Origin of the sequence: Microbacterium sp. W4I4 (genome assembly GCF_030816235.1) — a bacterium.
Lineage (GTDB): Bacteria > Actinomycetota > Actinomycetes > Actinomycetales > Microbacteriaceae > Microbacterium.
Genome location: NZ_JAUSXT010000001.1, coordinates 1,953,629 through 1,975,325, shown reverse-complemented (window position 1 = coordinate 1,975,325; position 21,697 = coordinate 1,953,629). Strand labels below are relative to the sequence as shown.

Sequence of the window (21,697 nt, the reverse complement as noted above, 5' to 3'; positions counted from 1 at the left end):
GCGTCCGGGGGGAGATTGCTGAATGAAGGTCCTGTCGTGGTTTCGGGCGCGTCCGAAGACCCTTGCCGCCACCGCCGGAGTGCTGGCAGGCAGTGTCGTTCTGACCGGCATGGCACTCGCCTATGACGGGCTGCCCACTGCGAAGGTCGAGCTCAACGACGCCGGCGTCTGGCTGACCAAGTCCTCCAGCCTTCTGGTCGGGCATTTCAACCACGAGTCCACCGTGCTGGATGGCGGACTGCGCACCGCGAGCGAGAACTACGACATCCTCCAGGATGGCGACAAGGTACTGGTCGTCGATCAGGGCAGCTCCACGCTCACGGCCATCGACCCCGCGCGCGTCTCCCTCACCGACAGCACCACGATTCCCGGCGACGCCAAAGTGGCGCTCGGCAACCGCGCCGCGGCTGTGCTGGATCGAGCTTCCGGCGATCTGTGGGTCATCGGAGTGGATGAGGTCGCCGGCTTCGACATCAAGGCCACCGAGCCCATCGCGGAGCTCGGCAAGAACGCCGATGTGACGGTCGGACGCGACGGGACGGTGTACGCGGTCTCGGCGAAGGACGGCGACATCGTCACGGTCCCCGTGGACGCGCAGGGCGAGCCCGAGGACCCGACGACGGCATCCGTCGAGGGGATCGACAAGAAGTCGACGCCCACGATCACGGCAGTCGGCGATGTGCCGGTGGTCCTGGATTCGAGGAGCGGCCGCGTCGTGGCTCCCGGAGGTGTGAACGCGAAGATCGACGGCGGCGAGGATGCCGTCCTGCAGCAGGCGTCGACGGCCTCCGATTCCGTCATCCTCGCGAACAGCTCCGCACTGCTCGCCGTCCCGCTCGGCGGCGGCGACATCGTCACCACCCGGGCCGGGGGGACGGGAACTCCGGCAGCACCCGTGTTCCTCCAGGGCTGCTCCTACGCCGCCTGGGGCGGATCCGGACGATTCCTGCGGGACTGCGCCGGCGAACGCGATGACGTCGCGGAGAAGATCCCCGGCGGGGAGAAGAGCTCGTCTCTGGTCTTCCGCGTGAACCGCGATGTGATCGTGCTGAACGACATCATCGGCGGCGAGGCGTGGCTGGCCGATGAGAGCCTGCAGCGCGTCGACGACTGGTCGATCCTCACTCCGCCGAAGGGCGAGTCCGAGGATGAGGACGAGTCGACCGAGGAGACGGTGGAGTCCTCGCTTCCCGAGCGCAAGGAGGAGAACACTCCTCCGGTGGCCGAGGACGACCGGCTGGGCGTGCGTCCGGGCGGCACGACGCTGCTTCCGGTACTGGACAACGACAACGACTCGGACGGCGACGTACTGGTGGCGTCGCTGTTGGGTGCGCAGCCGTCGATCGGTGAGGTTCAGCCGATCCTCAACGGCGGTGCTCTGCAGATCATGGTGCCCGAGGACGCGACCGGCAGCGCATCGTTCACGTATCAGGTGGATGACGGTCGAGCTGCGGGGACGGACAGTGCGACCGTCACCGCGACCGTCTTCGACTGGGACACGAACAGCGCTCCCAAGCCGAAACGACCCACGAAGCTGTCGGTCGAATCCGGGGGAACGCTCTCCTACAACCTGCTGCCGGACTGGATCGACCCGCAGGGCGACGACGTCTACCTGAAGGAGGTCGTCGCGGCAGCTGGCGACGAAGTGGACTACACCACCGACGGTCAGATGACGTACCGGGCTCTGGGCAGCCTGCAGGGGCGCAAGGAGATCGTCGTCATCGTCTCGGATTCCCTGGGCGAGACCGCCACCGGCAAGATCCTGCTCGACGTCAAGCCGCCGGGCACGACCGTTCCTGTCACCAACGCCGATCACATCGTCACGCGCGTCGGCGAGACCGCGACCGTGTCGCCGCTGGCGAACGACACGAGTTCCGGGCTGGACGAGCTGAGGCTCACCCGAGTCGACCCGCTCGACGGCGTGGGCATCCAGCCGGATTATCCGAAGAAGCAGTTCGCGTTCCAGTCTCAGAAGGCGGGCGTCTTCTACGTGCAGTATCTGGTCTCCGCCGGGCAGGCGGATGCCAAGGGCATCGTGCGCGTGGATGTGCTGGACAAGCAGGAGTCCGAGCTCCCGCCGGTCGCCGTGCGCGACGTGGCGCTGCTGCCGCAGGGCAGCGAGGCGCTGGTCGGGGTGCTGGCCAACGACTCCGACCCCTCGGGCGGTGTTCTCGTCATCCAGTCGGTGACGCTGCCCCCGCGCAGCGGCATCGCGGTGTCCGTGCTGAACCATGAGACGCTGCGCATCAGCGACCAGGGCGGCCTGACCGAGCCGGTGAAGATCAGCTATCGCATCTCGAACGGCTCGAAGTCCGCGGACGCCGATGTGACCGTGGTGCCGATCCCGGCTCCGTCGAAGATCTCACCGCCCGTGACCCACGATGATGAGGCCGTGGTCCGGGTCGGCGATGTCGTGACGATCCCGGTGCTCGACAACGACGTGCACCCCAACGGCGACGTCATGCATGTCGCACCCGACCTGATCGAACCGCTGGCGGATCCGAAGGACGGTGAGGCGTTCGTCTCGCAGGACAAGGTGCGCTTCCAGGCGAACAACGAGCCCGGAACGGTGTATCTGACCTACGAGGCCGTGGACTCGATGGGGCAGAAGGCCGGCGGCCACATCACCGTGCAGGTGCTGCCGCTGGACGAAGAGGTCAACGCGCCGCCTCGGCCGCGCGACCTCACCGCCCGTGCCCTGTCCGGCACCACCGTGCGCATCCCGGTCCCGCTGGACGGCATCGACGTCGACGGCGACTCCGTCGAGCTGCTCGGTCAGGACATCGCGCCGATCAAGGGGCAGATCACCGAGACCGGCAGCAACTACCTGGAGTACGAGGCCTTCGAGGGCTCGACCGGCGTGGACACACTGGTCTACCGCGTGCGCGACCGCCTGGGAGCCGAGGGGACCGCCACGCTCCGGATCGGCATCGCTCCCGCGGATGCCACGAATCAGGCGCCGTTCGCAGTGAAGGACACCGTCGTGGTGCGGCCGAACCGCTCGGTCGCCGTGCCGGTGCTGGCCAACGACTCCGACCCGGAAGGCGATGAGATCCGTCTCGTCAAGGACGGACTGACCCTCCCGAAGGCCGGCGGGGTCGAAGCCAGGATCAGCGGTGACCGGGTGATCGTCACCGTGCCCGCCGGTGAGCAGGAGGCGTCGCTGCGGTACACGATCCGCGATGCGAAGGGCGCCGAGGCGCAGGCCGCCATCCTCGTCACGGTCGATGACGATGTGCCGCTGATGAGTCCGATCGCCCGAGACGACTGGGTGCGGGTCGAGGACCTGAAGGACACGCTCACCACCGATCTCGACATCCTCGCCAACGACGAGGATCCGGATGGGACGGCGGACGGGCTGACGATCGCGGTCGGAGACGGCGCGAAGCTCGTCGGCGACGACAAGGCTCGCGTCACCGTGACGGAGGACCGTCAACTGATCAAGTACACGGTGACGGATCAGGACGACCTGGTGGCGTCGGCGTTCATCTTCGTGCCGGCGATCAGCGAGCTGCGTCCGGCGCTGCTGTCCACGAAGCCCGTCGAGGTGAAGAGCGGCGAGACGAAGGAGCTGCCGCTGTCGGACTACGTGACGGTTGCCGGTGGCGGGACTGTTCGTCTGACCGAGGCGTCGAAGGTCAGTTCCGCGCACGGCAACGGCGACACGCTGATCAAGGACGAGACCACCCTGATCTACACCTCTCAGAAGGGGTACTTCGGCAAGGACGCTCTGAACTTCGAGGTGACAGACGGGAAGACCGTCGAGGATCCGAAGGGTCGCAAGAGCACGCTCTCGATCCCGATCCTCGTGCTGCCGCCCGAGAACCAGCCCCCTGTGTTCGTGAACGGACAGGTCGACGTCGCACCCGGTGAGGAGGCCACCTCCCTCGATCTCGCGGCCCTGACGACCGACCCCGACGAGGATGACGCGGACAACATCGAGTACCGCATCTCCGGGCAGCCGGGCGAGGGGGTCAACGCGCGGCTGGATGGCAGTCGACTGCTCGTCGATGCTTCCACGACCACGCCGAAGGGCACGGCCACGATGGTCGGACTGACCATCACCGACGGCACCACCGAGCCCGTCGAGGGGACGGTGGCCGTAACGGTCACCGCCTCCACGCGCGAACTGGCGGTCGCCGGTCCGGACAAGATCGATCAGGCCGATCAGGGCAAGAAGATCACGGTTCCCGTGCTGATCAATGACATCAACCCGTTCGAGGACGAGGGCACACCGCTGAAGATCGTCTCCGCTCTGGTGGAGAGCGGAAGCGGTCTGGCCGGCGTGGCCGGCGATCAGGTCGAGGTCACCCCTGACAAGTCGTTCGTCGGGGTGATGGTGGTGCGGTACCGGATCCAGGATGCGACGAAGGACCCGGACCGTGAGGTCGATGGCCGCATCACGGTGATCGTGCAAGGCGTGCCGGATGCGCCAGGTGTTCCGCGGGTTACCACGGTCGAGGATCGCACGGTGGTGCTGGCCTGGTCGGCTCCGTCGAACAACGGCGCCGAGATCGACCACTACACCGTGACCTCGGTGGGCGGTCGTCCGTACACGAAGGTCTGTGAGACGACGACGTGCACGCTGGACGGGTTGACCAACAACGTCGAATACACGTTCCAGGTGGTCGCGCACAACCGTGTCGGCGACGGTGAGCCGTCGCCGGCGTCCGAGCCTGCGCGCCCGGATGTGCGGCCCGAGCGACCTCTGCCGCCGAAGCTGGCCTTCGGTGACAAGTCGCTGCTGGTGACGTGGGAGACGCCGCAGTCCAACGGCTCCCCGGTGGAGTCGTACACGCTTCAGATCTCGCCGGCGCCGTTGAGCGGCTCGTCGGAGAAGACCGGTGTGACCGGCAACAGTCTCACCTGGGATGGGCTGGAGAACGGCACCAGCTACCAGGTGCGGGTGCAGGCGCACAACAAGGCTCCGGACCCGTCGGATTACAGCATGCTGTCTCTCGCGGAGATCCCCGCAGGCAAGCCTGGAACGGTCGCGGCGCCGGCCGTGAACAGCGCGCCGTCGGTCGGCAGCGAGGCGCAGATGACGGTCAGCTGGGGCAACGCGGATCCGAACGGCGACGCGGTCAAGAACTACGACCTGGTCATCTACCGCGGTGGCAGTGTCTTCCAGACACTCGCCGTGGGCACGGCGACATCGAAGACGGTGTCGGTGCCGACGAACTCGGCGGACTACACCTACGCCGTGCGCGCCACCAACAAGGCCGGCACAGGTGACCTCAGTCCTCAGTCCGCCCCGCAGCGTGCGTTCGGGTCTCCGGGAGCGCCGACGAACGTGACAGCGAAGGAAGGCGACCGCAAGATCACCATCAGCGGGTCGGTTCCCAGCTCCGCGCGCAACGGCGCCAACGAGAGCGAGATCCACTACCAGTACTCGCTTAACGGCGGGACATGGGTCAACTGGAACGGTGCGGCGATCGCTGCGACCAACGGCGACACGTACACGGTTCGGATGAGGGCCTACTCCGTCATCGACGGACAGCAGTCGCAACCAGGTCCCGCATCGGCACCCTCGAACGCGGTGATCCCGTACGGCGCGCCGTTCGCGCCCACCGGGTCCGCCTCCAGGTCGGGCGACAAGTCCGTAAGGCTCACCTGGAACGCCGGTGGATCAGACAACGGCCGCCCGGTCACCACGTACATCAGCGTGGACGGCGGCGGCTGGCAGCAGGTCGCCACGAGTGGTGAGCGGACCGTCGGCAGCACGTACAGCACCGAGCACACCATCAAGGTGCGCGCGACGGCGACGGAAGGCGGCTCGGCGGAATCGGGTACGTACCGTGCGACCTCAGGGCCCAAGCCGGACACGACTCCCAAGGCGTGGCTGTCGGAGGGTTCGACGGTGTCCGGATGCACTGCTGTCGGCGGCGGTTCATGTCACTACTACAAGGTGACGACCAACCAGTACTTCAACGGGGGCGACTACTACGTCGAGTGCCGGGCGGGCGGCTCGTACGTCGGAAACAACGCCGGATACAAATTCCACATTCCGTCCGGGGGCAGCGCTCAGGTCCAGTGCTGGTCGGGGTACTCCAATGACAAGCAGCTCGTCATCAAGAGCGGGAACCCGGGCAACGCCTACGGCACGTTCTACTGACCGATGGACAGAAGCTTCGAGCCCTCAGACCTCATCACTCAACAAGAAGAGAACCGAACATGACAATGACCACGGAACAGGCAGCCTGGTTCCACAGCACCTTCCAGCGGCTCGTGGAGAACATCGACAAGGCGCTGCAGGGCAAGCCCGAAGTGGTGAGCCTGGTGCTCTCCGCCATGCTCGCCGAGGGGCACGTGCTGCTCGAGGACGCACCCGGGCACCGGCAAGACCCAGCTCGCGAAGGCCGTCGCCGCCACCGTGCAGGGCTCCAGCTCGCGCATCCAGTTCACCCCTGACCTGCTGCCCTCCGACGTCACCGGTGTGACGATCTACGACCAGCAGGCGCACAAGTTCGAGTTCCACAAGGGGCCGATCTTCGCATCCATCGTGCTCGCGGACGAGATCAACCGAGCCTCGCCGAAGACGCAGTCCGCGCTTCTCGAGGTCATGGAGGAATCGCGGGTCACGGTCGACGGCGTCACCCACGAGGCGGGTCGTCCGTTCCTCGTGGTCGCCACCCAGAACCCCGTCGAGCAGGCAGGAACCTACAAGCTCCCCGAGGCGCAGCTCGACCGCTTCCTGATCAAGACGTCGATCGGGTACCCCGACCTCGCCGTCACCGAGAGCATTCTTGCCGGCGCCGCGCAGCGCAACCCCGCGTCGGGTCTGTCCGCGGTGATCACCACCGGCGCGGTCGCCGACATGGCCGACCTCGCCGCGACCGTGCACGTCGAGCAGGCTGTCCTGCGCTACACCGCAGAATTGGCCGAGGCGACGCGCAAGGACAGCTCGATCAAGCTCGGCGTCTCGGTGCGCGGTGCGATCGCGATGATCCGCATCGCCAAGGTGTGGGCTGCCGCGCACGGGCGCCACTACGTGCTGCCCGACGACATCAAGACGCTCGCCCGCCCCGTCTGGCAGCACCGTCTCATGCTCGACGCCGAGGCGGAGTTCGCAGGCTCCACGCCCGACTCCGTCATCGCCCGCGTTCTCGAGACGGTCGCCGCACCTCAGGCCCGGACCGCCGCGTGATGACGGCGGATGCGATCGCGGCGCCCAGGACGGCCGACCGCGAGGCAGGATGGCGCGACGTCGTCGCGGTCATCGGCTCTCGCGTGCTCGAGCGTCTGCGGCGCATCGCGGCCGTCATCCGTCCCCTCGGCTGGACGGTGATGGCGCTCGCGCTCGCGGCGTTCATCACCGGACAGCTGCTCGGCTGGCAGGAACTCGTGGTCACGGGCCTCGTGCTCGCGATGATCGCCGTCGTGTGCGCCCTGTTCCTCATCGGCCGCACCGAGTACGAGGTCTCGCTCGACCTGGCGCGCAACCGCGTCGTCGTCGGTGAGCGCGCCGTCGGAGCACTCACGCTGCACAACAGCAGCACGCGCGCCATCCTGCCCTCCCGTGTGGTGCTGCCTGTCGGCGGCGGACGAGGAGAGTTCTCCATCCAACGGCTCGCACCGGGCCAGGAGGCCGAGGAGCTGTTCACGATCCCGACCCAGCGCCGCGGCGTGGTGAAGGTCGGTCCCGTCAGCGTGGTGCGCGGCGATCCGCTGGGTCTGTTCGAGCGCGCGCATCGCCGCGACGACCCGGTCGACCTCTACGTGCACCCGAAGACCACCCTGTTCGGCGGCCAGTCGCTGGGCTTCCTGCGCGACCTGGAGGGCCTGCCCGCCGCTGATCTGTCCCGCGACGACGTGTCCTTCCATGCGCTCCTCGAGTACCAGCCCGGCGACGACCTGCGCCATGTGCACTGGCGCTCGACCGCACGCACCGGCACCATGATGGTCCGCCAGTTCGAGGAGACCCGCCGTTCGCACTTCGTGATCGGTCTGTCCCGTTCGCCTCGCGACTACCGCACCGACGAGGACTTCGAGCTCGCCATCTCGGTCGCCGGGTCCATCGGTCTGCGGGCGCTGCTCGACTCGCAGAAGGTGGATGTGCGCGTGCAGGGCCGCGAACTGCCATCCGGCACGGGCAAGCGCCTGCTCGACTCGCTCGCCATGGTCGAGCACTCCAAGCCCCGCGAGGGCGGCGTCCCGGAGCTCGCCGGCGTGCTCGCCGCGACCATGCCCTCCGCGAGCGTCGTGGCGCTGGTGTGCGGCTCCGCCGTCTCCACCGAGGACCTGCGCCTGGCCTGCTCCCGGATGCCGTTCGGCGCCCGCACCATGGCCGTGGTCGTGGACTCCGGGATCGACCAGCCCGCGCTGCGCAGGATCGGCGACGCCGACGTGGTCACGATCGGCGCACTCGACCAGCTCCCGCTCGCTCTTCAGAAGGTGCTCGCATGACCTCCGCGCCGACCTCGACGGCCGCCGCGCTTCCGCGGCGTCGTTGGATCCTCGACCTCTCCGCGACAGCCGTGCTCGCCGTCATCGCGCTGCTCGGCTTCTGGCCGAGCTTCGCCGGCCCCTCCTTCCTGGGAGCCGCGCTGGGCGGCGTGCTGCTCGGCCTCGCGGTCGCGGCGGTATGCGCGTGGCGCCGCTGGGGGATCCTGGTGATCGCGGGGCTCACGGTCGCCGTCTACTTCCTGTTCGGCGGGGCGCTCGCCCTGCCCGCGACGACGATCGCAGGCTTCCTGCCCACGCTGGACACCCTGAGCGGGCTCGCGCTCGGGGCGATCACGTCATGGAAGCAGCTGCTGACCACCGTCGCTCCGGTCTCGGCATCCGACGGTCACCTCGTGGTGCCGTTCATCCTCGGCCTGATCACCGCGGTCACCGCCGCATCTCTTGCACTGCGCCTGCGCCACGTGTGGTGGGCGCTGATCCCCACGGCATCCGCTCTGCTGCTGATCATCGCGCTCGGCGTGCCCGACCCGGCCTTCCCCCTCGTGCAGGGCGTGATCTTCGCAGCCGTCACGGTGGTGTGGATGTCGCTGCGCACCTGGTGGGCTCCGCAGAACACCGCGGTCGACGTCTCCGAAGCCGATCCGACGCGCGCCGCGCACATGCGCAACCGCCGGATGCTCGGCGGCGTCGCCGTGCTCGTGGTGGCCGGTGTCGCCGGCGCCGGGTTGGGGGCGATCGCCTCGCCGTCGGAGCCGCGTCACGTGTTCCGCGACACGATCATCCCGCCGTTCAACATCCGCGACTACGTCAGCCCGCTGCAGGCGTTCCGCAAGAATGTGCGCGACCAGGTCGACAAGAACCTCTTCACCGCCACCGGGCTGCCGAAGGGCGCCCGGCTGCGGCTCGCCGCGATGGACGACTGGGATGGCGTGGTCTACAACGTGACCGACGGCGGTCCAGGGACCTCCAGCGCCTTCACCCCGCTGCGCTCCAACATGGCGGCGGATGTCGAGGGGGACGCGGCCACGGTGCAATTCGTCATCGGCGACTACAGCGGAGTCTGGGTTCCCGGCCCGGAGGACGTGCAGCAGATCACGTTCGAGGGGGATCGCGCCGACGCCCTGCGTCGCAGCGGCTTCCACAACAGCGCCACCGGCACGACGGTGGTCACTGCCGGGCTGAAGAAGGGCGACACCTACGTCATAGAGGGTGTGTTCCCGAAGGTGCCCACCGACGAGCAGCTCGGCGATACACCGATCGTCAAGATGAAGCTGCCGGAGCTGCACGATGTGCCCGAGGAGCTCAGCACGCTCGCCGCGGAGACCGTCACCGACGCCAAGACCCCGATCGCGCAGGTGCGGGCACTGGAGACCTACCTCTCCAAGTCCGGATTCTTCAGCCACGGCCTGGGCTCGCAGGCGCACCTGTCGCGCGCCGGTCACACGGCGGAGCGCATCGCGACCCTCATCGGTGGCGACCAGATGGTCGGCGATGACGAGCAGTACGCGGTGACCATGGCGCTGATGGCGCGTGCGATCGGCATCCCGGCCCGCGTGGCGATGGGCTACTACCCGAAGAAGGATGAGGCCGGCGGCGTGTTCAAGGCCACCGGCGATGACGTGCACGCCTGGGTCGAGGTGAACTTCTCCGGCTACGGCTGGCTGCCGTTCGATCCGACGCCGCCCGAGGATCAGGTGCCGCAGGATCAGAACACCAAGCCGCGGGTCGACCCGAAGCCGCAGGTGCTGCAGCCGCCGCCTCCGCCGCAGGAGCCGGTCGACCTGCCCCCGACGGTTCCCGATGACCGCGAAGCCGAGGACGACGCCCCGAACATCCTCGGGATCATCGGTCTCATCCTCGCCGTCGGCGGCGTCTCGCTGCTGGTTCTGCTGATCCTCAGCTCGCCGTTCATCGTGATCGGCGCGTGGAAGGCGGCGAAGCGCCGCAAGCGCCGCAACGCCGAGACGGCGCCCGACCGCATCAGCGGGGGCTGGGACGAGCTGACCGACCGTGCGATCGACTACGGCGCCCGGCTCACGCCCGGTGCCACCCGCTTCGAGGAGGCGGCGACCGTCTCGACGGCGCTCGCACTGCCGACCGCGACGGCGCTGGCCGATCGCGCAGACGGCGAGGTCTTCGGGCCCGGGGAGCCGACTCAGGCAGAGGTCGACGCGTTCTGGGCAGAGGTGGACGACGCCGTCGGCGGGATGGGCCGCGAGGCCGGCTTCTGGAAGCGGATGAAGGCGCGTCTGAGCCTGCGTTCGCTCACCGGCAAGGGGCGGATGGCCGCACGGATGCAGGAGCTCAGGGATGCCGCGACCGCGCGCGTGCGCCGCGAACCTGGCACCATCGACAAGAAGAAGACGCGATCCGAGAGCGAGACCCCATGACGATGCTTCCCTTCGGCGATCCTGCACCGATCCGAAGGCGCGCGGTCGCGTACATCATCGACGCCCTGATCGCCGCCGTCATCCCGGTCGTCGGCACCATCATCACCGTCGTCGCGGTCACCTCGGCGCTGCGCGGTCCGGACCCCGCAGCCGGGATGCTCGGGATCATGATGGTCGCCTTCCCGCTGATCGGCGCGCTCACCCTGGCCTGGTTCATCGTCTACACCGTGATGCAGTCCGGCAGCGGATCCATCGGCATGCGCTCTCAGGGCCTCCGGCTCGCCGGCGTCTCGGACGGGTCTGCGCTCGGCTTCGGCCGCACCCTGCTGCGCAACGTCATCTGGGGCCTGGCGGGTTCCATCGTCGTCGGCTACTTCACCGTGCTGTTCGACGGATCGGGTCGGTTCCAGGGCTGGCACGACAAGGTCGCCGGTTCCGTGATGCTGGATCAGCGCGCTCTCGAGCGCGGATCCGCACCGCAGTTCCTGGACTCCACCCAGCCGCCGCTCGTCCCGGGAGACCGTCGGGCGGATGCCGCGGGGCCGGCTCCGACGTCGATGCCCGGGTTCGGGGCGCCTCAGGCGCCGCAGACCTCGATGCCCGGGTTCGGGCAGGCGCCGGGCGCGTTCCCTCCGCCGTCGACGGGTTCCGTCCCGCCGCAGCCCGTCGCCGCGCCCGCGGCTCCGCCCTTCCCCGCTGCCGCATCCCAGCCCGCCGCTGTGCAGCCGCAGGATGCCGAGGAGGAGTTCGCCGAGCACACCGTGCTCTCGCCCCGCATCCATCGCGATCTGCCGGATGACCCGCTCATCTCCTTCGTGCCCGGAGTGACGCAGGAGCCGCTGCGCCGACCCGTGCAGCCTGAGCCCGTTCAGCCCGAGCCCGTTCAGTCGGAGCCCGTGCAGCCGGTGTATGCCGCTCCCGCTCCGTCGGCACCCGTCGAGCCCGCTCCTCAGGCGTTCCCCGCACCGGTGACCGCTCCCACGACCGCCCCCGATTCGATCGTCCCGCCGCAGACGGCGGCCATCGTGCGGCCCGCTGAGGCGCTCCCCGAGGACGATGAGGTCGAGGACATCGAGTCCACACGCATCAGCGTTCCCGGTCATCGCCTCGTGTTCACGTGGGATGACGGCCAGCGCGCGACCGTCTCCGGCCGCACGATCTTCGGTCGCAACCCCGAGGAGCCCGGTTCGGTGACCAACGTCGCCGTCCGCGACGAGACCCGCTCGCTGTCGAAGACGCACTTCGAGGCCGGGGCCAACGCCCAGGGCGGCTGGGTGCTGGACCGCCAGTCGACCAACGGCACCACCATCGTGCGCGAAGGCGTCCGGATCGCGTGCCCGCCCGGGCAGCGCGTGCCGGTTCGGCTGGGTGACGCGCTCGAGATCGGCGACCGCATCGTGACCATCGGGGGGTACGTGTGAGCGCCCCCATCATCACGGCCAGCGCCGGCTCCACAGATGTCGGCGCCCGGCGCAAGCTGAACGAGGACGCCTATCTCGCGACCGCCCCGCTGTTCATCGTCGCGGACGGAATGGGCGGGCACGACGCGGGTGAGGTCGCCAGCGCGACCGTCATCGAGCACTTCTCTCGACTGGTCGGACGCGAGGCGCTGTCGATCGAAGAGGTCCGGGATGCGCTGGCGGCGGCCAGGGAGGCCGTCGGCGCCCTGGGGCAGTACGGTGCGGCCGGTGCGGGCACGACCCTCAGCGGGGTCGCGGTCGCGGCCGTCGACGGCCTGGGCTACTGGCTCGTGCTGAACATCGGCGACTCGCGCACGTACCAGTTCTCGGACGGCGAGCTCGAGCAGATCACCGTGGATCACTCCTACATCCAGGAGCTGATCGAGGAGGGTGAGATCACGCCCGAGCAGGGCAGATCCGATCCCCGCCGCAACATCATCACGCGTGCGATCGGGGCGGGCAGCGTCGGCGATGCCGACTACTGGCTGTTCCCCGCCGAGTGCGGTGATCGGATGCTGGTGTGCTCGGACGGCCTGACCACCGAACTGTCCGACGAACGCATCGCCGAGGTGCTCAGGACCGAGCCGGACCCGCAGCGGGCGGCCGACATCCTGACGGCGGATGCCGTGCGCGCCGGAGGGCGCGACAACGTGACCGTGGTGATCGTCGACGCGGTGACGGTGGCATCCGTCCGCGGCGTTCATGTGCGGGCAGATGAAGCCGATGACCTTGCCGACACGCGTCCGCGTGCCGCAGTGGATGGAGGAATGCGATGAGTGACGTTGTCTACCGACCCGGTGAGTGGCAGGTCGTCGTCGAGGAATCCGGTGTCGCCGCGCTTCCCGCCGATGCCGGCGCCGACAAGGTCGTCGCCCTCTCCGCGATGCTGAGTGACGGCGTGCCCGAGTTGACCGAGGTGATCGACGTGCTCTCCGGTGGCGCGATCACCGGGCTGGGCTCCTTCGCCGTTGCGCTGATCGGTCCGACCGGCACGCGCTTCGCCGTGCGCGGGGCCGTGACGGTGACCACCGGATGGGACGTCAGCTTCTCCGGTGAGGACATCACCACGTGGAGCGAGCGCTTCATCGCGGAGCCGGCACGGTTCGAGATCGGTTTCGGCGCATCGGACGAGTCCGTCGCGTACCCGATCCGATCCGGTGTGGTGCTCGCCTCCGGCGTGCGCGTCGGCGAGGCGTTCGAAGAGCCGGTGGTCGAAGAGCCGGTGGTCGACGTCGTCGAGGAGCCGGATCAGGAGGCCGCCGACATCGTCGCGGTTCCTGTGGTGGCGGATGCCGAGCTCGAATCGGACGACGCACCTGAGACCGAGCCGGCACCCGATGAAGAGCCGGCACCTGAGACCGAGCCCGAGACGGAGCCCGAGCCCGAGGCCGAGACGGAGCCGGACGTCGAGCCGGACCCGGCGTTCGAGGAGTCGGCCGAGGAGTCGGACGAGGAATCGTCCGAGTCCCCCGATTCCGCGATGCCGACCGAAGCCGACTTCGATGACGAGGTTCCGACCGACACGATCGTGCCCGGAGAGGTTCCGACCGACACGATCGCGTCCGAAGAGGTCTTGACCGACACGATCGCGCCCGATGAAGTCGCGCGTGCCCGAGCCGGTGAGCCCCAGGATTCGTGGAACGATCCTCTCGCCCAGCCGGACCTCTCCGCGACGATCGTGCCGCCCTCTCCGCCCTCGTTCGCGTCCGCTGCGACGCCGCCTGCGCCGCCGGCGGCATCCGGTCCGGACATCGGCGACCACGACGGGGCGACCATCTCTCTCGCCGAGGCCCGACGCCTGCGAGCTGCGACGTCCGCACCGGACGCGCCGACCGAGGTCATGCCGACGCTGCCCGATGTCGCGTCGGGATCGACTTCCGCCCGGATTCGACTCTCGACCGGTCAGGTGGTCGAGTTGGACCGCACGGTGATCATCGGACGCAAGCCCCGCTCGACCCGCGCCAGCGGCACCACCATGCCGCACCTGATCGCAGTGGACAGTCCCGAGTCGGACATCTCCCGCAACCATCTGGAGGTGCGGCCGGAGGGCGATTCCGTGGTCGTGATCGACCTGCACACGACCAACGGCTCCACGCTCCTGCGCCCCGGGGCGGACCCGGTGCGCCTGCATCCGGGCGAGCCGACGCTCGTGCTGGGCGGCGACGTCATCGACGTGGGTGACGGCGTGACGGTCGCGATCGAGGAATTCGGATGACGCGCGCCCCCTCGCCGCCGCCCGAGCTCCCGGGATTCAGCTATCTGCGCCCCCTGGGCACCGGCGGTTTCGCCGACGTCTTCCTCTACGAGCAGCAGCTCCCCAAGCGCGAGGTCGCCGTCAAGGTGCTCTTGGCGGACCGCCTGACCGCGGGTGCTGCGGAGGAGTTCACCAACGAGGCGAACGTGATGGCGCTGCTGTCCACGCACCCCGCCATCGTCACCATCTATCAGGCGGGCGTGGCGGCCGACGGTCGTCCGTACCTGGTGATGGAGTACTGCCCGAAGCCCAACCTGCAGATCCGCACGCGCAAGGAGCCGTTCTCGGTGGCCGAGGCGCTGCGGGTCGGCGTGCAGGTCAGCGGCGCGGTGGAGACCGCGCATCGCGCCGGAGTGCTGCACCGCGACATCAAGCCCGCGAACATTCTCGTGACGGCATACAACCGTCCGGCCCTGACCGACTTCGGCATCGCGTCGACTGCCGGCTCCGCAACCGATGGTGAGGCCGCGGGGATGTCCATCCCGTGGTCGCCGCCGGAGTCCTTCGCCGACACTCCCACCACGGGCGTGCGCACCGATGTCTACGCGCTGGGCGCGACCGTCTTCACACTGCTCTCCGGCCGATCCCCGTTCGAGCGCAAGGGCGAGCGCAACACCAGTGCCGACCTGATCGAGCGCATCGAGCGCATGGCGGTGCCGTCCCTCGGGCGCGCCGATGTGCCCGACAGTCTGCAGGCGACTCTCGCTCGCGCGATGTCGAAGCGACCCGATGACCGCTATCCGAGCGCGGTGGCATTCGCCCGTGCCCTGCAGAAGGTGCAGATCGAGCTCGCGCACTCGGTGACGCCGATCGACATCGTCGACGAGCATCCCCAGCACGAGGGCGACGATGACGACGACGACGGCCTGACGCGCGTCCGCGAGGTCCGGTCCATCAACCCCGACACGCAGTCCGCGACCCGGCCGTCGGCCACCACCCTGCGCAAGCAACCGGACGCGACGGCGAACGTGCCCCGCTTCGAGAGTGCGCCCGCGCCGTCGGCTCTGGACGAGACGCAACGGCGTACGCCGTCGATGCCCGCGCCTCCGGCAGCCCCCGCCGGGTCTTCGGACGACGACGAGGCCACGTTGCTGCGTCGGCCCGTGGTCGTCGCACCCGAGGTGGGATCCGGACAGTCGAGCCGTCAGGCGCCGGTATCGTCGGATGCGCCCGACGCGCCGCCCGCGCCGAAGCGCTCCGGCATGCCGTGGTGGGGCTGGGTCATCGCTGCGCTGGGCGTGACCGTGCTCGTGCTCGGCATCGTGTTCTCCGGTGCCATCACCGACGCGCTGGTGCCGGAACCGGAGTCCACGACATCCGACACCCCCGAGCCTCAGGATCCGATCGCCGGCATCGTGCCGCCCGTCGAAGATCTCAAGGGCAGCAGCGCCGCCGGCATCGTGAGCTTCAGCTGGACCAATCCCGACCCCGAGAAGGGCGACTCCTTCGTCTGGTACGAGGTGACGCTGGACGGGCCGGGTGAGCCGAAGAACACAGCAGAGGACACCGTCACGCTGGAGGGGGCGCGCTCCGAGCGCACCTGCATCGAGGTGGTTCTGAAGCGGGACGACGGCCGGTCGTCACCGCAACCGGTCAGGGGGTGCGTGGGCTGATGGAGCTGACAGTCGAATACGCGGGGGAGTACTTCTCCCTCGAAGAGGACGAGCCGTTCTATGTCGGACGCCAGGGAGACCTGGAACTCGACGACAACCTCTTCCTGCATCGGCACTTCCTCGAGATCTCCCACTCCGACGGACTGTGGTGGCTCTCGAACGTGGGGGCGAGGCTCACGGCGACCGTGACCGACTCGTCCGGCGGGGTCAACGCGTGGCTGGCGCCGGGAGCCCGGTTGCCGATCGTGTTCGAGCAGACCACGATCGTGTTCACGGCCGGGCCGACCACCTACGAATTCACCATCCACGCGAAGGGTCCGGCGTTCCGCATCGCACCGCGCGACAGCGCGGATGCGGGGGAGTCGACGATCGGGCACGTGCCGCTGACCGAGAGCCAGAAGCTGCTGATCCTGTCACTGGCCGAGCCGGTGCTGCGGCGCGAGGGCACGGGGACGAGCGAGATCCCGAGCTCGGCTCAGGCGGCTGAACGGCTCGGCTGGACCAGCACACGGTTCAACCGCAAGCTCGACAACGTCTGCGACAAGTTCGACCGCATCGGCGTGCAGGGCATGCGCGGAGGCCAGGGCAAGCTCGCCACCAATCGGCGCGCCCGCCTGGTCGAGCACGCCGTGTCGAGCCGTCTGGTCACCAGGGAAGACCTCGAACTGCTGGACGTCGCCGCACGCGGAGCCACCGCCGAGGAATGACGCCGCAGGGCGCGCGGCGGATGCAGAGGATGTCGGCCACGCGATAATGTGAAGCGCGCGTGTTCAATGAAAGCAGGGATTCATGTCGCCTCAGACGACAGCTGTCGCGCCGACGCAGCTCATGCGCATCTCGGTGCAGGGCGAGTCCCAGCGCATCGACGTGTCCGTTCCCGGCGGTGTTCCCGTCGCCGAACTGCTCCCCTCGCTGACACGACGACTTCGCCTCCTCGACAGCGTCTCCGCCTCCTCCGGCTTCCGGCTGGTGCGCGCTGACGGGACGACGCTGGACGGCGATCGCACGCTGGCAGCGCAGGCCGTGCACGACGGCGACTTCCTGGTGCTCGAGCAGGGTGCCACGGTCGCCGCCTCCAAGCGGTACGACGACCTGGTCGAAGCAGTGGCGGACGTCGTCGAGGAGAACGCTCCCGCATGGTCCGCGCAGAACACCGTCACGACGGCAACGGTCGTGGCATCCGTCCTGCTGATGCTGGGCCTCGCCCCGGCGGTCTGGTCGTGGCTGGACACCGGCACGATCATCACGGCGGCCGGTGCGGGTGCGGCCGCAGTGGTGCTGCTGATCTGCGCCCTGGTCATGGGACGCACGGGCGCCCCGCAGCAGGCGTCGATGGCGCTGGCCCTGGTCTCCTCGGTGTACGCAGGTGTGGCCGGGTACACGGTCATGGCGTCCGACACCGGGTGGGGAACGCCCCTGGTCATCGGCGGCGGCGCCATGCTGGTCTTCGGCGCCGTCACCATGCTCGCTCTGAAACGCCTGCGCGAGTACGGACTCATCCCCGTCGTGGTCGGCGGCGTCCTGCTCGCGATCGGCGCCGTGATCGCCTGGCTCGATGCGCCTCCGGCTGCCACGCTCGCGGCGGCGATGGCAGTCGCCGGCATCGCCGGGCTCGGCGCGCCCTGGATCGCGCTCGCATCCGTGCCGCTGCGAGTGACCTCCGCACGCGACGACTCCGAGGTCTACGACGCGCCGACGCGCATCTCGCCCGAAGAGGTCGCGAAGCTCTACGTCCGTGCGCACCGGTATCAGGTCTCGCTGCGCATCGCGGTGTGCCTGATCGTGCTCGTGGCCACGGCGCCCGTGGCGGCGTCCGGCATCTGGGGACTGGTGCTGTGCGCCGTGACGTATATCGGGATGTTCCTCGGAACCAGGCAGGTGTACTCCAGCTTCGACATCATCGCGGTGGCCTCGGGGGTCCTCCTCGGCGTCGTGATCGGCGTCGTGACCGCGATACTGACGCACCCGGAGTGGATCGGCGGACTGGTGATCGGCCTGACGGCCACCGCGATCTGCGTCATCGTGATCGTGCTGCTCAGCCCCCGGGTGCGGCTGGGGCTCACGCGGTTCGCAGACTTCGCGGAATGGGCCACGATCGCCCTCCTGCTGCCTCTGGCCATCATCGCCGGGGGCTGGTTCTAGCCCATGGCATCCAAGTCCGAACTTCTTCAGGCGCAGGCGTTCAACCGTCGTCGCCTGCGCACCGCGTTCACCAGCGGTGCCCCGGGCGGGCGCGAACTGCCCCCGGGAAAGCCCCTGCGCGGTGTCGTGGTCAGCGTCGCGCTGGCGATCCTCACCGTCATCGTCTCGCTGCTGATCGGCACGTTCACCGGCAGCCTGCCCAAGGGCTGGGGTGACGGGTCGATCATCGTGGTGCAGGGTGAGGGCTCCCGCTACGTCGCCCTGAGCGACACGCTGTACCCCGTCAAGAACCTTGCGAGCGCCCGGCTGCTCGTCGGCAGCGCGAAGATCACCTCGGTGCCCGCGAGCAAGCTGGACGGGATCGACCGCGACCCGAACCCGGTGGGAATCGACGGCGCCCCCGACTACCTGCCCGCCCCCGATCGGCAGTACACCGGTCGATGGCTCGGCTGCGTCGCGGCCGACCGGCCGCTGGAGATCTCCACGCGCCTGCTCGATGATCCGTCCGGGCCGAAGAACCAGGCGAGCCTCGTGAAGGACGACGACGGCGAGTACTGGTTCATCCAGGGCGCGCACCGCTACGCGGTCGCCGAAGACAACGTCGCCGTCGTCGCGAGCGTGTTCCTCGGGATCGACGACGTGCAGTCGGTGCCCACGGTGTCGGCGCTCTGGCTCAATCTGCTCGTGCCGGGCAGCCCGCTGGGCGTGGACCTCGGCAGCGAGCTCGGAACGGATGCCGGCACGGCAGGTCTGCTCGTCGGGCAGGCCGTCCAGACTCAGACCGACGGCGCGATCGTGGCCGAGTACATCGTCGACGGTCACGGAGACCTCGTGCCCGCGACCCCGTTCGCACGCACGCTGCTGACCGCGTACGTCCGCGTGGATCCCGCGGTCATGACCGTCGCCGAGGCGACTGATCTGCGCAACGTGAACTCCAAGGCCGTGCCCGAGGACTGGCCGACGAAGGTGCCGGCAGCCTCGGAGAACCCGTCCTCGTCCTGCCTGCAGATGCAGCCGACAGCGGACGGACCCGTCGTGTCGGTCGCATCGGCTCCGACCGAGCTCGCGCCGGGGACGAGCGTCAAGCCCGGAGCAGGAGCCGCCGTCACCGCCCAGGGCAGCGGCCAGGGCTCCACCTACGGTTTCGTGTCCGAGGCCGGTGTGTTCTTCCCGGTCGAGTCCGCCACCGACCTGCAGCTGCTCGGGTACACGACCGCCCAGTCCGTGACGGTTCCGGTCGCCTGGACGCAGCTGTTGGAGCAGGGCCCGACGCTCAGCCAGGCGACCGCGCAGAGGACGGCGCCGGGGCAGGCGAAATGATGCGCCCCCGGGGGCTGCGCGGTGCAGTCGCCGCAGCCGGGCTGCTCGCGGTGCTCGTCACTGCAGGGGTCGCTGTGCCGAACGCCGCGAGCACGGCATCCGCAGCATCCACGTCGGTCGACGCCACCTCGGAGCAGTGCACGCCGGGCAAGCGGATCCTTGCCCCTGGTGTCAGTTACCTCGTCGAGCGATTGGGTCTCCAGAGTGCCTGGGCGCTCAGCCGCGGCGCCGGCGTGACCGTCGCCGTCGTGGACTCCGGCGTCGAAGCGGGCAATGTGCACCTCTCCGGTGCGATGGTGCCTGGGCGCACGACCTTCGGCAACGGTTCGGCCCCGCCGGAGGACGACCTCTTCGGACACGGCACAGCCATCGCCGGCCTGATCGCCGCCCGGCAGGTCAAGGGCTCCGGAGTCGTCGGCATCGCACCCGAGGCGAAGATCATGCCCGTCCGGGCATTCGAGTCCGCACCGGAGGACGGCCAGTCCTCCCGCGATCTGACACCGCCATCGGCGGATTCCGTCTCGGCGGGCATCCGATGGGCGGCGGAGCACGGCGCGCAGGTCATCAACGTCTCCCTGTCGGATGATCAGTCGGCCGAGAAGTACCGCAGTGCGGTCGCCTATGCGCACTCCCGGGGCTCGCTGGTCATCGCCAGCGCCGGCAACCGCAAGACGGCGAACTCCGACCGACCCGACCCGCAGCACTTCTATCCCGGTGAGCTCCCCGGCGCCCTGGCGGTGGCGGGAGTGCTGCGCGACGGGAACTGGGACAGCGACTCCTCGTTCGCGGGCGGGCACGTCGACATCGCCGCGCCCGGCCAGGCCGTGCCCTCGGCCTACATCTCCGGCGGTGACTGCATCTTCAACGGCGACTCGGCATCGTCCAGCTACGCCACGGCGGTCGTCTCCGGTGCCGCCGCGCTGGTCGCATCCCGCTTCCCGAAGGAGTCGCCGGATCAGTGGGCGTTCCGCCTGACGCAGTCGGCGATGCGCGTCTCGCCCGCTCAGCGCAGCGACACCGTGGGCTGGGGTGAGGTCCGCCCGGCCGAGGCACTCGCGCTGGTCGACGACGGGATGCTTCCCGGCCCGCCATCCGCAGCGCATCCGGCCCCCACGCCGACGCCGGATGCCGATCGCACGATATCCCTCGAGCCGGTCGCGGATCCGCTGGATCCGGCCCGCGCGATCATCGGATGGTCGTTCGGTGCGGCTGCGACCATCTCGGCGATCGTGCTCCTCCTCGCCCGAGGACGCTCGCGCCGCACGCGCGTCTGACCCGCGGCGAGCGCATGGGGAGTCCTCCCCCTATGGCGCACGCGTCTCTCTTCGTAGGATTGCCACAACGGTCCACAGAAGAGGAGACCATCGTGAGCCTTGAGATGGCAGACGCCAATCGTCTGATGACGGAGTTGCGCGAGAGCGCGGCGGAGCTGCAGCGTGAGCTCAGGACGGTTGCGACCGCGGCGGAGCAGATGACGCCCGTGACCGTTGAGGACGACAAGAAGGCAGTGAAGCTGACCCTTGCGAAGAACGGTGCGGTGGAGGCGCTCGTCCTCGATGAGGACTGGCGCGACACGATCGGCGAGGAGAGCCTCGGCGCGTCGGTGAGCCTGTGCTACCAGACGGCGCTCGGCAAGCGACTCGACCAGATGATGACCGCGGTCGATGAGCAGCCTGAAGACGACGCCCGCATCGCGACGCCCGCACCCGCGCCGGTCGCTCTGGGCGATCCGACGACGACTTCGGCGGAGGAAGGGCGCAGCAGCATCCTCGACGCGATCCACCAGGCACAGGACCAGCGCGAGGACTACCTCGCCAAGGTGAATCAGAAGGGCAGTCAGGCGCGGGATGCGGTGAACTCGGCCAAGACCGTCGTCGTGTCGCGTCGCGGCGCGACGATCACCGGGGTGACGCTCGACGAGCGCTGGGTGCGCAACACGAACGACGGCGTGATCGAGCGCGAGATCGTCCGCGCGATGAACAACGTCATGGCGATGTCCGCCCGTGACCGGCAGAGCAGCTACGAAGACTTCCCGGCCGTGCAGCGGTTGATGGAGATGACCAAGGATCCTCGCGAGATGCTGCGCCGCATGGGCAGCATCCGCTGAGATAA

General features: G+C 69.1%; 12 protein-coding genes and 1 pseudogene. All 13 read left to right on the top strand.

Translation table 11 applies throughout. The features are described from left to right. Nucleotides 1-22: 22 nt before the first annotated feature. Nucleotides 23-6,115 (top strand): Ig-like domain-containing protein, encoded by a 6,093-nt coding sequence (locus tag QF046_RS09300; protein ID WP_307368939.1) that lies wholly within the window; start codon nt 23-25, stop codon nt 6,113-6,115. A 59-nt stretch (nt 6,116-6,174) separates the two neighbouring features. Further along, nucleotides 6,175-7,147: pseudogene (locus tag QF046_RS09295) on the top strand (AAA family ATPase). Next, the gene (locus QF046_RS09290) at nt 7,147-8,406 is read left to right on the top strand and encodes a DUF58 domain-containing protein (RefSeq protein ID WP_307372793.1); all 1,260 of its coding nucleotides are present in this window, start codon (nt 7,147-7,149) and stop codon (nt 8,404-8,406) included. Before QF046_RS09295 ends, QF046_RS09290 begins: the two are co-directional and overlap by 1 nt. Then, on the top strand, nt 8,403-10,796 hold the full coding sequence (locus QF046_RS09285; protein WP_307368931.1) for a transglutaminaseTgpA domain-containing protein: 2,394 nt from the start codon (nt 8,403-8,405) through the stop codon (nt 10,794-10,796). The genes QF046_RS09290 and QF046_RS09285 overlap by 4 nt, the downstream gene beginning before the upstream one ends. Further along, nucleotides 10,793-12,217, top strand: a complete 1,425-nt coding sequence (locus QF046_RS09280) for an RDD family protein (RefSeq protein WP_307368928.1) — start codon at nt 10,793-10,795, stop codon at nt 12,215-12,217. The genes QF046_RS09285 and QF046_RS09280 overlap by 4 nt, the downstream gene beginning before the upstream one ends. After that, on the top strand, nt 12,214-13,032 hold the full coding sequence (locus tag QF046_RS09275) for a PP2C family serine/threonine-protein phosphatase (protein ID WP_307368924.1): 819 nt from the start codon (nt 12,214-12,216) through the stop codon (nt 13,030-13,032). The genes QF046_RS09280 and QF046_RS09275 overlap by 4 nt, the downstream gene beginning before the upstream one ends. After that, nucleotides 13,029-14,471 (top strand): FHA domain-containing protein, encoded by a 1,443-nt coding sequence (locus QF046_RS09270; protein WP_307368922.1) that lies wholly within the window; start codon nt 13,029-13,031, stop codon nt 14,469-14,471. The genes QF046_RS09275 and QF046_RS09270 overlap by 4 nt, the downstream gene beginning before the upstream one ends. Further along, entirely contained in the window at nt 14,468-16,123 is a 1,656-nt protein-coding gene (locus QF046_RS09265; RefSeq protein ID WP_307368919.1) for a serine/threonine-protein kinase, read from the top strand. Before QF046_RS09270 ends, QF046_RS09265 begins: the two co-directional genes overlap by 4 nt. Then, nucleotides 16,123-16,830: a hypothetical protein gene (locus tag QF046_RS09260; protein WP_373425682.1), complete on the top strand. Its 708-nt coding sequence runs from the start codon at nt 16,123-16,125 to the stop codon at nt 16,828-16,830. Before QF046_RS09265 ends, QF046_RS09260 begins: the two co-directional genes overlap by 1 nt. Before the next feature lie 82 nt (nt 16,831-16,912). Beyond that, the gene (gene eccD, locus QF046_RS09255) at nt 16,913-18,265 is read left to right on the top strand and encodes a type VII secretion integral membrane protein EccD (RefSeq protein ID WP_307368916.1); all 1,353 of its coding nucleotides are present in this window, start codon (nt 16,913-16,915) and stop codon (nt 18,263-18,265) included. Nucleotides 18,266-18,268: 3 nt separating this feature from the next. After that, the gene (gene eccB, locus QF046_RS09250; RefSeq protein WP_307368912.1) at nt 18,269-19,585 is read left to right on the top strand and encodes a type VII secretion protein EccB; all 1,317 of its coding nucleotides are present in this window, start codon (nt 18,269-18,271) and stop codon (nt 19,583-19,585) included. Further along, nucleotides 19,582-20,859 (top strand): S8 family serine peptidase, encoded by a 1,278-nt coding sequence (locus QF046_RS09245; protein ID WP_307368908.1) that lies wholly within the window; start codon nt 19,582-19,584, stop codon nt 20,857-20,859. The genes eccB and QF046_RS09245 overlap by 4 nt, the downstream gene beginning before the upstream one ends. A 92-nt stretch (nt 20,860-20,951) precedes the next feature. Beyond that, nucleotides 20,952-21,692 (top strand): hypothetical protein, encoded by a 741-nt coding sequence (locus QF046_RS09240; protein WP_307368905.1) that lies wholly within the window; start codon nt 20,952-20,954, stop codon nt 21,690-21,692. The last annotated feature ends 5 nt before the right edge of the window (nt 21,693-21,697 follow it).

What these genes read in the sequence shown, in the direction of transcription:
- QF046_RS09280 (WP_307368928.1), top strand. Translation starts at nt 10,793, where the DNA reads ATGACGATGCTTCCCTTCGGCGATCCTGCACCGATCCGAAGGCGCGCG.
- QF046_RS09285 (WP_307368931.1), top strand. Translation starts at nt 8,403, where the DNA reads ATGACCTCCGCGCCGACCTCGACGGCCGCCGCGCTTCCGCGGCGTCGT.
- eccD (WP_307368916.1), top strand. Translation starts at nt 16,913, where the DNA reads ATGTCGCCTCAGACGACAGCTGTCGCGCCGACGCAGCTCATGCGCATC.
- QF046_RS09290 (WP_307372793.1), top strand. Translation starts at nt 7,147, where the DNA reads ATGACGGCGGATGCGATCGCGGCGCCCAGGACGGCCGACCGCGAGGCA.
- eccB (WP_307368912.1), top strand. Translation starts at nt 18,269, where the DNA reads ATGGCATCCAAGTCCGAACTTCTTCAGGCGCAGGCGTTCAACCGTCGT.
- QF046_RS09245 (WP_307368908.1), top strand. Translation starts at nt 19,582, where the DNA reads ATGATGCGCCCCCGGGGGCTGCGCGGTGCAGTCGCCGCAGCCGGGCTG.
- QF046_RS09300 (WP_307368939.1), top strand. Translation starts at nt 23, where the DNA reads ATGAAGGTCCTGTCGTGGTTTCGGGCGCGTCCGAAGACCCTTGCCGCC.
- QF046_RS09265 (WP_307368919.1), top strand. Translation starts at nt 14,468, where the DNA reads ATGACGCGCGCCCCCTCGCCGCCGCCCGAGCTCCCGGGATTCAGCTAT.
- QF046_RS09260 (WP_373425682.1), top strand. Translation starts at nt 16,123, where the DNA reads ATGGAGCTGACAGTCGAATACGCGGGGGAGTACTTCTCCCTCGAAGAG.
- QF046_RS09270 (WP_307368922.1), top strand. Translation starts at nt 13,029, where the DNA reads ATGAGTGACGTTGTCTACCGACCCGGTGAGTGGCAGGTCGTCGTCGAG.